The 14,329-nt window shown below is 67.8% G+C and carries 10 protein-coding genes; 5 read left to right on the top strand and 5 right to left on the bottom strand.

Translation table 11 applies throughout. The features are described from left to right. The first annotated feature begins 172 nt into the window (after window positions 1–172). From KF791_01150 to KF791_01130, 5 genes are read left to right on the top strand one after another with little or no spacing between them, the layout of a single operon-like run. Window positions 173–1,207 carry a substrate-binding domain-containing protein gene (locus KF791_01150; protein ID MBX3731180.1) on the top strand — a complete coding sequence of 345 codons (1,035 nt, stop codon included), beginning with the start codon at window positions 173–175 and terminating at the stop codon, window positions 1,205–1,207. A gap of 33 nt (window positions 1,208–1,240) precedes the next feature. Next, on the top strand, window positions 1,241–1,393 hold the full coding sequence (locus KF791_01145) for a hypothetical protein (protein MBX3731179.1): 153 nt from the start codon (window positions 1,241–1,243) through the stop codon (window positions 1,391–1,393). Then, the gene (locus KF791_01140; GenBank protein MBX3731178.1) at window positions 1,390–3,084 is read left to right on the top strand and encodes a glycosyltransferase family 39 protein; all 1,695 of its coding nucleotides are present in this window, start codon (window positions 1,390–1,392) and stop codon (window positions 3,082–3,084) included. The genes KF791_01145 and KF791_01140 overlap by 4 nt, the downstream gene beginning before the upstream one ends. Continuing rightward, on the top strand, window positions 3,081–4,250 hold the full coding sequence (locus KF791_01135; protein MBX3731177.1) for an exo-alpha-sialidase: 1,170 nt from the start codon (window positions 3,081–3,083) through the stop codon (window positions 4,248–4,250). Before KF791_01140 ends, KF791_01135 begins: the two co-directional genes overlap by 4 nt. After that, complete coding sequence (locus tag KF791_01130; protein MBX3731176.1) at window positions 4,247–4,870, top strand: hypothetical protein; 624 nt, start codon at window positions 4,247–4,249, stop codon at window positions 4,868–4,870. The genes KF791_01135 and KF791_01130 overlap by 4 nt, the downstream gene beginning before the upstream one ends. A gap of 34 nt (window positions 4,871–4,904) precedes the next feature. On the opposite strand, the gene KF791_01125 is transcribed toward KF791_01130, so the two are convergent. The 5 genes from KF791_01125 to KF791_01105 all read right to left on the bottom strand — a co-directional run bounded on the left by KF791_01125 (window position 4,905) and on the right by KF791_01105 (window position 14,313). Continuing rightward, window positions 4,905–6,308, bottom strand: a complete 1,404-nt coding sequence (locus tag KF791_01125; GenBank protein ID MBX3731175.1) for a DUF1501 domain-containing protein — start codon at window positions 6,306–6,308, stop codon at window positions 4,905–4,907. Between the two features lie 95 nt (window positions 6,309–6,403). Next, entirely contained in the window at window positions 6,404–9,184 is a 2,781-nt protein-coding gene (locus tag KF791_01120) for a PSD1 domain-containing protein (protein ID MBX3731174.1), read from the bottom strand. Between the two features lie 38 nt (window positions 9,185–9,222). Continuing rightward, complete coding sequence (locus KF791_01115; GenBank protein MBX3731173.1) at window positions 9,223–10,056, bottom strand: type II secretion system protein; 834 nt, start codon at window positions 10,054–10,056, stop codon at window positions 9,223–9,225. A gap of 102 nt (window positions 10,057–10,158) precedes the next feature. Next, complete coding sequence (locus tag KF791_01110) at window positions 10,159–10,785, bottom strand: response regulator transcription factor (protein MBX3731172.1); 627 nt, start codon at window positions 10,783–10,785, stop codon at window positions 10,159–10,161. A 3-nt stretch (window positions 10,786–10,788) separates the two neighbouring features. Beyond that, window positions 10,789–14,313, bottom strand: a complete 3,525-nt coding sequence (locus tag KF791_01105) for a histidine kinase (GenBank protein ID MBX3731171.1) — start codon at window positions 14,311–14,313, stop codon at window positions 10,789–10,791. Window positions 14,314–14,329 lie beyond the last annotated feature (16 nt).

Genomic DNA, 14,329 nt, shown 5'->3' with positions numbered 1-14,329 from the left:
TGGCGTCCGCGCGGCCCCCGACGGCCAAAACGACCGGCCCCGCGCCTCCGTCCGGTCATCGCATGGCGGACCCGCCAGCTGCACAATTTCGCAAGGGAACCATCGGGCCACCGGATGCCGCGGAATTTGGCTGAAACGAAGGACGGCCGATGGTACCCAAGGGCACCCGTTGATGAATCCACGAAACCGATGCCTTCCCGGCCTGGCGGCGATGATGGCGGCCCTGCTCGGACTTCTCGCCGGCTGTGGCGGACCGTCCGGGCCTTCCCCGGATCCCGCGGCCTCAGGATCCGCCGGTCGCCGGATGACGATTGCCCTCCTGCCCAAGTCGAAGGGCAACGCGTACTTTGTTTCCTGCAAACAGGGTGCGGAGCAGGCGGCCAGGGACCTCGGGGTCGAACTGATCTTCGACGGCCCGGTGAATCCCGATCCGGCCAAGCAGAACGAAATCGTGGAGAACTGGATCACCCTGGGCGTGGACGTCATCGCCGCGGCCTGCGAAAACCGCGACGGGATTTCCACGGCATTACGGAAGGCCCGTGAAAAGGGCATCCGGGTCGTCACGTTCGACTCCGATGCCCTGCCCGACGCCCGAGATTTCTTCGTCAACCAGGCCACACCGGAGGGGATCGGCAACGCGCTGATGGACGAGGCCGCGCGCCTGACCGGGGGGGAGGGGGAGTTCGCCATCATCACGGCATCGCTGACCGCCCAGAACATGATCGAATGGCAGCGATTCATCGAGGCGCGCCGGGCCGCGAAATACCCGGGCATGACGATGGTGGCCCTGCGTCCCTGTGACGACCTCAAGGACCGCGCCCAGGCCGAGGCCACCACCCTGCTCGGTGCACACCCGAACCTGAAACTCCTCATGGCCATCTGCTCACCCGCAGTGCCGGGGGCCGCGGAGGCGGTCAAACAGGCGGGCAAGCGCGGGCGCGTGAAAGTGATCGGCCTGGGACTGCCCAATGAGAACCGCCGCTACGTCAAGGACGGCACCACGGACACCGTGATCCTCTGGAAGACCACGGACCTTGGATACCTGACGGTCCTTGCCGCCCATGCACTCGCGCGCGGCGACCTGAAGCCGGGCGACACCTCGTTCGATGGGGGACGCCTCGGACGCTTCGAGGTCGTCGGCGACAACATCCTCCTCGGGGAACCCTTCAAGTTTACCCGGGAGAACATTGATGCATATGATTTTTGAGGACCCGACCCTGCCGGTGCGACGTCTCCTTCCATGAGCACCCCGTGGGTGGACCTCGGCAGCGAATGCGCCCGGGTGAGGGCGAAAGTCTGGAGTGGCCGCCGAATGGAAGCCGCCGGGTTCCTCCCCGATCCCGACGAAACCAGCCTCCGGGCGACCGCCTGCGCCCGACGTCATCCCCGATGACCCGAGTTCCCCACGAGATCCCGCGGGAACCATCGCCGGATTCCTGGGCCACCGGTCTGGAATCCCGGCGCGACTGGGTGCCGTGGATCGTGTTCCTCCTGGGTCTTCTGTCGCTGTTTCCCTCGATCGGGTCGGAGACCAGCGTCACCGGCTCCGACGAGTACACCCTCTCGCTGCGGACGCCCATGGAGATGCAGGAGCGCGGGGACTGGCTGACGCCCTGGGTCAACGGGGAGCCGCGGCTGCGCAAGCCTCCCCTGCTCTATTGGCTCACCCTGGTGAACTACCAGCTGTTCGGCGTGCACCTGATCGCGGCCCGGATCTGGGGGGTGATTGCCGGAGCCGGACTCGCCCTCGGGGCATGTCTCCTCTCAAGGGAGCTCCACCGTTCCACGGGCCTCCTCGCCGGATTGTTCACGCTGGGATGCCTCGGGGTGGCCGCCCAAGGCCGCCAGGCCATGCTGGATCTGCCCCTCGCCACGCTGGTGTCGTTCGCGCTCTGGTTTCTGGTGCGCTGGGTACGGACACAGCGTCTCCCGGACGCACTGGCGGCGGCCGGTTCCCTGGGTTTGTCGTTCCTGATGAAGGGCCCGGTCGGCCTCTTCTTTTTTGCCGCCGGCGTGGTGGCGGCGGCAATCACCCTGCCCCTGGGCCCGGCCCTGCGGCGGCATCCGTTCCACTGGCTCATCGCGATGGGGGTGCTCGCCGGCGTCGTCGTGCCCTGGCCGCTGGCCATGCACCGGATCTGGGGGGACCGGTTTGTGAGCATCCTCGGCGAGGAGCTGGCAGCCCGTGGATTCGGGAGCTGGCATGGGCGGTCGCCGTTGTCGGCCCTTGGGGGGGCCCTGGGACTGATCGCACCGTGGACTCCCGCCGTGATTGGCGCGGTCGTGCACTGGGGCCGGACACCGGCGGACGGACGGCGTCCGGAGGACCGCTGGCTGGTGCTGGCCTTCCTGCTTTCGGTGGTGCCGTTCTTCTTCATGCGGGCCTTCGAGCGGTACATGCTGGCCGTGGTGCCCATTCAGGCGGTGATGGCCGCCGGCTGGCTGGCGGCGGGCGGCCCCTGGAGGGTCGCCGCACTCCGCCTCTCGGCGGGCGTGATCGCCGTGCTGACGATGTTCGTGGGGCTCGGATCGCTGTGGTTCCGTCTCGGCTGGGTGGCTCCGGCGGCGGTCCTCATGGGCTCCATCTGGCTGCTCCTTGAGGCCTTCCGGCACGCGCGTCCCGTCCGGGTCGCCCTGCTGGTTGTCGCGCTGCTCACGCTTTGCCTCGGCGCCCTGTATCCCCGGCTCGGTCTGAATCACCTGCCTCGCGACATCGAGACGACTATCGGAGGCCGCCCGGTGTATGCCTTTGAACGAAACCTGCCCGCAATGCTGTCCCCGCGGCTCGGCCGAAGCATCCAGCGCTGGACCCCTGAGACGCGACCGCCCCAGACGCCGTTCCTCGTGTTTGTGGAGGCGGACCTCGCCGATGGGTTCGCCGGTGCCGTGCGGACAACCGGCGGGGCGTTCCGTGAGGTGACCCGCTTTCGCACCCTTTATTCCCGAAAGGCGTGGGTGCGATTTGCAAGACCCGGAACCACGGCGGCGGACTGGATCGAGGCCTTCAGGGCCCGTTCGTTGGATGGCCTCCGGACCGAGTTCCTCGTCCTTGAAGTGTCGGCACCCGCCACACCCATGCCATGAGGCCGCGGCGGATACTCCTGCTGCTGGCCGCGGCTCTGGCCCTCGGCCTTCATCTGACACCCCGCGGCGCCCGTCGGCCTGGGGGGCGGGTGGTTCCACCGGCAGTTTGGTCGGTGCCTCCCGCACGGATTCCCGCTCCCGGGCCACCCAAGGTGGTTGAGGACTTCCTCGGGCCCGGAGACGGCGTGGTCAGCGTTCATGTGGCCTCCCTTGCCGAGGTCACGCCCGGCGTTCTTGCGGCAGCCTGGTATGGCGGCTCCAGAGAAGGGGCCCGGGATGTCGCCATTCTCCTCTCCCTCCGTGATGGAAACGCAGCCTCCGGCTGGACCCGGCCGCGACCGATCGTCACCGCCACCTCGGCAGAACAGGAACTGGGGCGTCATGTGCGCAAGGTGGGCAACCCGCTGATCTACTCCGACGGCCGCGGTCGCCTTGAACTGCTGTTTGTCACCATCGCCGTGGGCGGATGGTCGGGCAGTTCGTTGAACCTGAAGTCCTCCGCCGATGGGGGCATCACCTGGAGCCCGGCGACCCGCCTCGTGCTCAGTCCGTTCCTGAACATCAGCGAACTTGTCAAGAACCCGCCGGCCCCCCTGGAAGGCGGCGGCTGGGCCGTCCCGATCTACCATGAATTCCTCGGCAAGTTCCCGGAGATCCTCTGGCTGGACGTTCCCGGCGCGCCGGCACGGGCCACTCGGACGCGTCCCTTCGGCGGACGCACGGCATTCCAGCCCGCGCTGGCGGCGACGTCGGAGGCCGAGGCCGTGCTGCTGTGTCGCACCGCCGGAGAGCAGACCGAACTGTTCCGGTCGCACACGGCGGATGGCGGCCTGACCTGGTCGCCACCGGAGCCCGGCGGTGTTCCCAATCCGGGATCGGGAATCGCAGCAATCCGCCTGGCCGACGGCCGGTTGTTGCTGGCGTTCAACGACGCGCCCAGCGGCCGGGACAACCTCCGTCTGGCCGTCTCCGCCGACGGCGGACAGACCTGGCGTCGCGGCGCCACGGTCGCTTCCGAACCCGGCGCGGAGTTTTCCTACCCGTTTCTGCTTCAGGCATCGGATGACACCATCCACCTGGTGTTCACCTGGAAGCGCGAGCGGATCCGGCACCTCGCATTCAACAGCGCGTGGCTGGATGCCTCGCTGGAGGAGTCCTCGAAATGAGGGATCCATTTCCCGGTCCGTGGGTGATGCACGGGGTTGTCGTCCTGGTCCTGTTTCTCGGGATTGCCTGGAGCCTGCGGTGGTCCGGATGGCCACTGCGGTTCGGCGGGCCGGTCGTTGGGGTCCTGCTCGGATGCTGCATCGTGGCTGCGATTCCGTTTCGGGGACTTCAGCCGGCCGGGTGGCTGTTGGGCGTCATGCCAGGATGCAGTATTCCGCTGCTGGTCCTGCTGCTCCACGGTTGCCTGAGGGCATGCGGGGGCCCCCCACTTCTGAACCCTTCCGGACTTCGCACGGTCGCGTGGTTTGGAATCGCCACCGGCTTGATCCTGTACCCGGGCTCTCTTGGCTGGGGCTCGTGGGACCCCTACGCGGCGGGCTGGGGGGCCCGATGGCTGTTCGCGGTGGTGGGAACCCTGGCTGCGGCCTGTCTCTTGGTGCGAAACGGACTTGGCATCGTCCTGCTTGCGGCGATCACCGCCTGGCACCTCGGCATCCTCGAATCCAGGAACTACTGGGACTACCTGGTGGACCCCATGCTCCTCCTGGTCTGCCTGCCGCTGGCGATCCAACGCCGGGTCGTGTCTCCGGCTGCACCCGTGGCGGCTACGGGCTCCTGATGGGGGCGTTCGCCCAGGGCACCGGTGATCCGGCTCAGACCAGGATGTCATGCACCACCTCGCCGTGCACGTCCGTCAACCGGCGCTCGAGTCCGTTGTGGTAGAAGGTGAGGCGCTCGTGGTCGAGGCCCAGGAGGTGAAGGATCGTGGCGTGGAAGTCGTGGACCGTAACGATCTTTTCAACCGCCCGGTGGCCGAATTCGTCCGTGGCCCCATAGCTGTACGGAGCCTTGACCCCGGCTCCGGACAACCAGCAGGTGAAGCCGTGGGGGTTGTGGTCCCGCCCGCGGGCCCCCTTTTGGAAGGTGGGCATGCGGCCGAATTCGGTACACCAGACCACCAGGGTCTCCGACAGCAGTCCGCGCTGTTTGAGGTCGGTGAGCAGGGCGGCGGTGGGCTGGTCGAGGACGGGGCCGTGGACGCTGTATTGCTCGTGGAGCTCCTTGTGTCCGTCCCAATTGCTCACGCCCTCGCCCCCGGTCTGGTAGGCGCCGTTGAACAGCTGAACGAACCGGACTCCCTTTTCGAGGAGGCGGCGGGCCAGGATGCAGTTGCGGGCGTAGGCTGCCCGGATCTCGTGGGTTCGCGAACCGCCTCCCGTGGCGCCATACAGACGCAACAAATGCTCCGGTTCCCCGGAAAGATTGGCCACCCCGGGCACACTCGTCTGCATGCGCGCGGCGAGCTCATAGCTGGCGATGCGGGCCGCCAGCTCGGTGTCGCCCGGATGGCGCTCGAGATGCTGCTCATTGAGCCGCTGCAGGAATCCCCGGGTGGCCCCGTCGGTGTCCGCGGAAATCGCGGGAGGACGGGCCAGATTCCGGACAGGCTGGGCGGCGTTGAAATCGGTCCCCTGAAATGCGGCCGGCAGGAAGCCTGGCGCCCAGTTGTTGACGCTGTTCTGGGGCTTGCCCCGCGGGTCCGGGATGGCGACGTACGCCGGAAGGTCCTGGTCCTCGCTGCCCAGCGCATACGTCACCCAGGCACCCAGACTGGGAAAACCATCCAGCGTGGAACCCGTGGACATGAAGTTCTCCCCGGGTCCGTGGGTGTTGGTCTTTCCTTGCATGGAGTGGATGAAGCAGAGGTCGTCCACCAGGTCCCCCAGCCGGGGCAGCAGGTCCGAAACCATTTTTCCGCACTCCCCGCGCGGACGAAACTCCCACGGGCTGCGCGTGAGGGCGCCCTGTTCGCCCTGGAAGGTGATCAACCCCTCCGCACCCGGCAGCGGTTGGCCATGGCGCCGAATCAGCTCCGGCTTGTAGTCGAAGGTGTCCAGATGACTGGTCGCTCCACTGCAAAAGATCACCAGCACCTTTTTCGCGCGCGCCGGGAACTGGGACATCCGGGGCGCAAAGGGGCGGGAGGGATCAATCGCGGGTCGAAACGGCCCCTTGCCCGAAACGGTGGCGGCCAGCAACCCCTGGCGCGCGAGCAGGTCGGTGAGGGCAATGGCTCCGAGGCCCAGCCCGGCTTCGGAAAGGAAGCGGCGCCGGTTCAGCAGCGGATGTCCGGGCGCAAGAAATGGAAGATTCACGGAAGAAAAACCAGTTCGTTGGCGTTCAGGAGCGCCCGGCAAAGCGCCGGAAAGCCATGCTGCGCGGACCAGGCCAGCGCTTCGTCGCGTTCCCCCGCAGCCGGTGCCCGGCCGAAGGCCAGCAGCCAGGCCCGGCCAATCCGGTCGGCGGGATCCCCGCCCGCCTCCCGGTCCAGTCGGGCTGCAAAAGCGTCCGCAAGGTCCAGCGTGAAGCGGCTGTTGAACAGGTTCAGCGCCTGCAACGGTGTCGTGGAACTGCTGCGCTTCGGGACGACCAGGCTGCCATCCGGGCAGTCAAACGCCCCAAACACCCCGTCCTGCTCCATCCGAACCTTGAACGCATAGATCATGCGCCGGTACTCGGCCGGTCCGAACTGTTCCTTGGGGTGGTAGTGATAAACATTCTCCCGGTCCACCTCGTGCAGGTAGAAGCCGGGACCGCCCGGAGTGGGATCCAGGACGCCGCTGACGGCCAGCAGGGTGTCCCGGATCGCCTCGGCCTCCAAACGCCGCGGGGGAAACCGCCACAGGAGCCGGCTGTTGGCGTCCACCCGCCGGGCGTCTTCCCGGGGGGCACTCGACTGGCGCCAGGTGCCCGACAACAACAGTTGCCGGTGCAGGGCCTTGAGTCGCCAACCGGACGCGATGAAGTCGGCCGCCAGCCAATCGAGCAACTCCGGATGGGACGGGGGAGACCCGTTCAACCCAAAATCGTTGGGGGTGGCCACCAGACCGACGCCAAACGCGTGCTGCCAGACGCGGTTCACCAGCACCCGGGCTGTCAGCGGATTCTCCGGATGCGCGATCCAGTCGGCGAGCGCCAGACGACGCGCCTGTTCCGGTGCCTCCTCCGCCAGTTGAAGCGGACGGAACAACTCCAGCGTCCCGGGGGCGACCGCCTCGCGCGGCTCCAGGGGATCCCCCCGATGGAGACGGCGGATCGTTCGCGGGGTTTGAAAGGTTCCGGAATAGGTCGTCGGCCGTTCCCGAAGGGAACGTTGTTCGCGCAGGCACGCCTCCTGTTCCGAGAGCAGACGGGATCGCTGCGCAGCGGCCTCCGGAGCGAGGGACGCGATGTCTCCCTTCGCCGAACCGGCCGGAAGGCGGTCCGCGGAGGTGGCGACCGTCTGCCAGTCCGCGGCGATGTCGTCAGCCACCTCGATGCGATAGCGCCCCGGTGTCCGGTCCCCGAAACGCCCCTCGCGATCCCGGCCCCACACCACGCGATCCACCACGACCGCCTCCGGAAACGCGAGTTCCACCCACCCCTGCCCCGTCGTATCGGCAATCCAACTGTGGTCGTTGCCCGTGCGCCCGTCGTTGACATGAGCGGCCTGGTGGATGGCGTAACCCGGCAGCGTTCCTGACACACGGACCGTGGTTCCACGGGAGGCAAGGGCCACATTGCGGGCACCGGAATACACCTCCAGTTCATCGAGACACGGCTCGCCGCCACCGCGGGTCTCCTCAATGACAAACCTCAGGCGCCGCGCCGTCACCGGCGCGAAGCGGTCCACATTCAGCCGCGCCTGCACCTCCGGGCGTCCCGGCAGGGCACCCGGCTCCACCACGGCCTGCGGCTCAAACGTGGTGAGTTCGGCGTTGAGGACGACCAACTGCGCAGCAAGCTCCTCCAGGCGCCGGGCGCGTGCCGCTTCCTCCGAGGGCGGCAGCGCCACCGGCCGCTCGCCGTGCTGGACCCCTGCAAGCAGGGCCGTGAGGGCGTGGTATTCGCGGTGGGTCACCGGATCAAACTTGTGCGTGTGGCAGCGGGCGCATCCGAGCGTCAACCCGAGGAACGTCGTCCCCGTGGTCGCCACCATGTCGTCCAGTTCATCGGCACGCTGCTGCGCGGTCAGCCGTGGGTCCGGACTCTTGACGATGTCCACAGGCCCCCCCACCAGAAAGCCCGTCGCCACATCTGCTCCGAGGGCGTCGCCGGCGATCTGCTCCCGGACGAACTGGTCGTAGGGCTTGTCCTCGTTGAAGGACTGGATGACGTAGTCCCGAAACCTCCAGGCCTGAAGCCGCTCGCGGTTCGTCTCGAAGCCGTTGCTCTCGGCGAAGCGGATCACATCAAGCCAATGCCGGGCCCAGCGCTCGCCGTAGCGCATGTCGCCCAAGACGCGGTCCACCAGGCGTTCGTAGGCGTCGGATGCCGTGTCGTTGACAAACGCCTCCACCTCCCCGGGGCCTGGCGGCACGCCCAGCATCACGAGGTAAAGGCGGCGAATCAGTGAACGAGGGTCGGCCTCCGGATTGCGGCGGAGTCCCTCGGCCGCGAGGCGTGCGTCAATGAAGGCATCCACCGGCTGCAGGGGCTCCGCGGCCGACGCCGCGACCGGCACGGCCGGCCGCATCAAGGGCTGGAAGGCCCAGTGCGTCCGGGCGGGATCCGCCTCCCCCGCGTCCGACTGGGACTGGGGCCACGGCGCCCCCTGCTCGATCCAGGCCCGGAGCAGGCCCACCTCACCATTGCTGAGGGGTTCCCCCTCCCGCGGCATCCGCATGTCCGCGGGTTCGCCGATCACGAAGTGGAGCAAAGGGCTCTCGGCGCTGCGTCCCGGCACGATGGCCGGTCCGCTGTTGCCGCCAGCCAGGGCCCGCGTCCGAACGTCCAGCCTTAGGCCGCCGCGTTGACGCTCCGGACCATGGCAGGAAACACAGTGGCGCTCGAAGAGAGGGGCGATGTCGCGGTCGAAGTCCACCGGGCCCGGGGCGGGCGGCGGCAGCGTGATGTCCGCGGACGGCCCGGGCGCGGCGACCGCCGTCAGCATCGCCGCCAGGAGGACACAGGTGAGGGACAGGGTCCGGTTCATTCGCGGATCGAAGCGTGCTGCGAGAGGTAGATCATGTCCACGTTGCGCGGGGACGGCACGACCAGCTGCATGGATCGGTTCTGCACCGGCGGCCGGGTGCGGGGATCCAGCCACCGGTGAACCTCCGCGTGCCCGTCGGCGAAGCTCAGCCCGCCGGCCCCGTTGTGGGTGCTGGCCGGGTAGTCAATGATGTGGATCCGGGTCGGGGCCACCCCGTCGTTCATCGCCACCGCAAAATCGCCGAAATTGATGCCGTCGGGATGTTCATCAATGAAGACGAACGCCTCGGAGTGACCCATCTGGGTGATGTCGGAGAGCCTTCGAAACACGCGGTACGGACGCTGGGTCAGGAAACTGAGCCAGTCGTTGCGCGAGTTCATCGCCTGGCTCAGCGACAGACTGCGGACCCGGGGATACGGCCGGCCGCGGATCACGACCCGGCTGCGATCCGCAGGGCATTTGTAGATGCCGGTCGCGCCGGTATAGGGCCAGAGCTTGGCATACTGGGGATCGCGCAGGTACGCCACGTTCGTGTTGTGCTCGTTGTTGGGATTGTAATCAATGATCCCGCGGATCCATCCCGAGCGCTGGTCCTCCATGTCGTTCCACACCAGCTGGTCGGCATGGTCCCCGGCGTACTGGATCCACCCCAGGGTCAACTGCCGCAGATTGCTGAGGCACTGGATGCCTTCCGCCTTGGATCGCGCCTTGCCAAGGGAGGGCAGGAGCAGGCCGGCAAGGATCGCGATGATGGCCACCACCACCAGCAGCTCGATCAAGGTGAACCCCCGGCGGACGGGCCGGGAACATCGGGAGAAAAACCGGTTCATGAGCGCATGCGTTGCCGGGGACCACACCCGGAATCATTCCCAAGGTAGAGCGGCATGCGCCACGTCCAATCCCCCGTTCGGGTGAACGGGATCCGCTGCGGCTCATCGCCGGAAGTACTTCATGGCCGCCGCGGTCCGGGAGCGCACGTGCAGCTTGTCGTAGATGCTCTTGAGGTGGGTGCGGACGGTCTCCACGCCGACGCCCATGAGGTCGGCAATTTCCTTGTTGATGTAGCCCCGCGCCACGTAGGTGAGCACCTCCTCCTCCCGGGGCGTGAGGTTCTCGGATTCCCGGGGCGAACGTCCCTGCTTTCGGAACGACTGCACCACCTTGCGGGCGATCGCCGTGGACATCGGAGCCCCGCCCTGGCGGACCTCCTGGATGGCCCTGAGGATCTCCTCCGGGGTGGCCCGCTTCAGCAGATAGCCGCTGGCACCGGCCTGGAGCGCCTGGAAGATCAGGGCACCATCGTCATAGACCGTCAGCATGATGACCTCGGTCTTCGGTGCGAACTGCTTGAGCCGCTGCACACATTCCACCCCGGACATCCCTGGCAGGTGGATGTCCATGAGGACGGCATCCGGCGGCTGACGCCCGAGGGCCGGGAGGGCGGCTTCTCCGGAGGCGTGGACGCCGGCGCACCGGAACCCGGGAGCCTCGTCCACCAAGCGCGCCAGCGCCGCCCCGACATGCGGATCATCCTCCACAATGGCCACCCGGATCGCCATGCGTCAGGACGGCTGGATTCTGTCGGCAACCCGGACCGGCCGCAGGGGCACGGTCAGCCGGACCTTCGCACCTCCCCCTTGCCGTTGCTCGAATGCCGCCGCGCCCCCCAGTTCGCCGAGGCGGCGCCGGAGATTACCGATGCCGTTGCCGGCGGCGCCGTCGCCGAAACCCGCCGGCAGGCCGCAGCCATCGTCCTCGACGACGAGGCTCAGGCGGTCCGCGTCCACGGAAAGCCGCAGCCAGACCTCCGTCGCGCGGGCATGCTTCACCACATTGTGCAACGCCTCCTTGGTCGCCAGGAAGAGCGCATGCCGCACCTCGGCGGTCAGGGCGACCCCGGGGAATGTGTCGGGGAATTCGATCCGGCATCGGATCCCTGCGGCTCCCAGGAAGTCCCGGGCATGCTGGGCCAGGTAATCGGCCAGATGATCCAGGCTGTCGTTGGTGGGGTTGACGGCCCAGACGATGGCATCCGCCGACTGCACGATGGCCCGTGCGCGGGTGCCAATCTGCCGGAAATGACCTGCGGATTCCGCGGGATCCCCGCTGTGACGCTCGCCGAGGGCGCTCAGCAGGGCGATCTGGGTCAGCCCGGCCCCGAGATCATCATGAATGTCCCGGGCGATGCGGGTCCGCTCCCGCTCCAGCGCATGCTGCGCCTCCAGATGCCTCAGCCGGGCCCGCAACTTCCGAAGGGCAACCAGACGCACACCGCCGGCCGACAGACCCAGACCCGCAACCGTGGCCACACCGAGGAACCACCAGGTCTGCCAGAAGGGGGGAAGCACCGACACGGGCAGCATCGCCCCCTCCAAATTCCAGACGCCGTCGTTGTTGCTCGCCAGGACCTGGAAGCGGAACTGTCCCGCCGGCAAATGGGTGTAGACCGCCGACCGGCGTCCACCGGCATCCACCCAGTCCTCTTCCAGGCCCTCCAGTCGGTAGCGAAACCGCACCTTTGAGGGTGCCGCGAGGCTGAGCGCCGTGTAGCGGATTTCGAGACGCCGCGTGCGCACGGGCAGACGCAATGACATCCCCGCCGTCCCCTCCGGATGGCCGTCCACCAGCACGTCCTCGATGCGTACCGGAGGGGCGATCCTGTTGACGCGGACCTCGTCCGGATCCATGCGGACAAACCCCTTCACGGTTGAAAACCAAAGCGTGCCGTCCCGGGTCCGAAGACCGGCCGGATGAAATCCGCCGGTGCATTCCGCACTTTCCATGCCCTCCTCCCGTCCAAAGGAGATGGGGGTCACCGCGGGCGCGCGTCCTGCCGCCACCGCCAGCAGATCGTCAATTCCCACCCGGCTGATCCCCTGCTGCGACCCAAGCCAAAGGTGTCCCTTACCGTCCTCAAGGATCTGTGAAATGACCGGGTCCATCAGCCCGTGTTCTGGAGTAAACGTGTGGCACCGGCCGTTCATGATGAGGCTCAGCCCGCCCGCCGTTCCGACCCACAGCCGGCCCTGCGCGTCTTGGTGCAGCGTGCGCACGAAGTCGCTGGCGAGGCCATCCGTGCGCCGCCATCCCGTGAAGCGTCCCCCATCAAACCGCTGAAGTCCCCCGCCGCCGGTGCCAATCCAAAGAACCCCGGAAGACTCCGGCAACAATGCCGTCACAGTGTCGCTGGCCAGACCATCCGCGCGTCTGAACACCGTGAACCGGCCATCCAACAACCGGTTCAACCCGCCGGCAAACGTTCCGATCCACAACGCCCCTTCCGCATCCTCCGCCAGCGCAAGAAGGATGTCGTCGGAGAGCCCGTCGGCCACGAGGTGATTTTTCAGCCGTCCCTCATTGAGCTCGAAAAGGCCGCCACCCCAGGAACCAATCCACAGGCGCCCCCCGCATCCCGTCAGCAACGGCCAGATGCATTCGTTGTCCAGCAGGAAGTGGGCGGCGTAGCCGGTCACCCGGCCGTCCTGCCAGACATTGAGGCCACCGCAGTTGGAGCCGATCCACACCTGCCCCTCCGGTCCCTCGGCGAATGACATCACCACATTGTGCGACAGGCCATGGGCGGTGGTGTGGGTCGTGAAGGGACGCGGTCGCAGACGCAGCAGGCCCCCCCCCTGGGTGCCCGCCCACAGGCTGCCCTCCGCATCCTCCGCCAGTGCGCGTATCGAATTGTGGGGCAGGCCATCCTGGGTGGTCAGCGTCAGGAAGCGGCCATCCCGAAGGCGGCTGAGTCCGCCCGAGACCGTCCCCACCCAGAGATCTCCCGAGCGGGTCTCGCAGAGTTCGGTGACCAGGTCCGGATGGAACCCCTCGTCGCGTCCCATCACCGACGCCACGCCATCGTGGAGCCGGGCCACGTACCCGTTGGCGCCGCCGATCCACAACGCACCGCTGGGCCCCTCGTGCAGCGCCGTCAGGGAGGTAAAGGCGGCCGGTTCCCCCTCGAAGGGCGGCGGCAGCCACCGCCCGTCGTGCAGCAGCCCGAACCCACCCGCGAAGGCCCACAGGTCGCCGCCCCGATGGGGGACCAGCCGCGACACCGCGGCGCTTCCCAGCGCCGGGACGACCCGCCGGTGAATGCCACCGCCCGGATCCAGACGGTCCAATCCCGACCGCGTGCCGACCCACAGGCGCCCCGAAGCATCGCCAGCGAGCGCCAGGATGAAGTTGTCGGACAGCCCGTCCGCCACCGTGAAGGTCGAGAATTCCCGGCCATCCCAACGGACCAGTCCACCGCCCTCGGTGCCGGCCCAGAGAACGCCCTCGCCGTCCTCCCACAGGCAGGAAATGTGCGGATTCGCGAGGCCGTCCGCTTCGCCGAAGGCCACAAATCGCGCCCCGTCGAACCGCGCCAGCCCGTTGTAGGTGCCGAGCCACAAATAACCCTCCCGCGAGGGCAGCAGCGCCGTGATCGTATTGGCAGGCAGTCCATCCTCAATCTGCCAGACCCGTATGGCGTATTCCGCGGGCGGTCCGGAGGGCACCGCAGGCGCCAGCGTGGTTTCCACCGGGGCGAACCGGTTGATCGCGAAGCGGTGTGACGGATTCGCACCGGCAAGGGTCCCGCCCACCTCCAGGGGACGGCGGTCGTCCGAGGATGCCACCGTCTTCCAGACATCGGGCTCGGTGGCCACCTCAATGCGATATGCGGTCGGCAAGCGATCCAGAAAACGGCCCTCGCGATCCCGGCCCCAGACCACCCGCCGCACGAATTCCACCCGCGGCAGTTCCACCACGACCCAGCCAGCGCCCACCGTGTCGGCGATCCAGCTCCGGGCATTGCCGTACAAACCGTCATTCAGGTGTTCCTGCCGGTGGATCGCGTAGCCGGCCATCGTTCCGGATACCGTCGTGCGCGCTCCGGCGCCAGCGAGGGCAACGTTCTCCGGCGGGGATCCCGCCGTGAAGATCTCCAGCTCGTCCAGACAGGGTTCGCTGCCGTTGGTCTTGAGGATGGTGAAGCGAACCCACCGCGCCGGCACGGGCTCAAATTCATCCACATTGCGCCGGGGATGCACCGGTGGACGCAACTCCGCGGCACCGGCGGCCGCAACGGACAGCAAGGCCACCGCGGAGAGACAGCGC

The sequence above is a fragment of the Verrucomicrobiia bacterium genome (assembly GCA_019634635.1).
In the GTDB taxonomy this organism is placed as follows: Bacteria; Verrucomicrobiota; Verrucomicrobiia; order Limisphaerales; family UBA9464; genus UBA9464.
This window is presented reverse-complemented; position numbering and strand designations above follow the sequence as displayed.

Coding starts and splice junctions, on each gene's coding strand:
- KF791_01145 (MBX3731179.1), top strand. CDS start 1,241: ATGAGCACCCCGTGGGTGGACCTCGGCAGCGAATGCGCCCGGGTGAGG.
- KF791_01130 (MBX3731176.1), top strand. CDS start 4,247: ATGAGGGATCCATTTCCCGGTCCGTGGGTGATGCACGGGGTTGTCGTC.
- KF791_01120 (MBX3731174.1), bottom strand. CDS start 9,184: ATGCTGACGGCGGTCGCCGCGCCCGGGCCGTCCGCGGACATCACGCTG.
- KF791_01135 (MBX3731177.1), top strand. CDS start 3,081: ATGAGGCCGCGGCGGATACTCCTGCTGCTGGCCGCGGCTCTGGCCCTC.
- KF791_01115 (MBX3731173.1), bottom strand. CDS start 10,056: ATGAACCGGTTTTTCTCCCGATGTTCCCGGCCCGTCCGCCGGGGGTTC.
- KF791_01140 (MBX3731178.1), top strand. CDS start 1,390: ATGACCCGAGTTCCCCACGAGATCCCGCGGGAACCATCGCCGGATTCC.
- KF791_01110 (MBX3731172.1), bottom strand. CDS start 10,785: ATGGCGATCCGGGTGGCCATTGTGGAGGATGATCCGCATGTCGGGGCG.
- KF791_01150 (MBX3731180.1), top strand. CDS start 173: ATGAATCCACGAAACCGATGCCTTCCCGGCCTGGCGGCGATGATGGCG.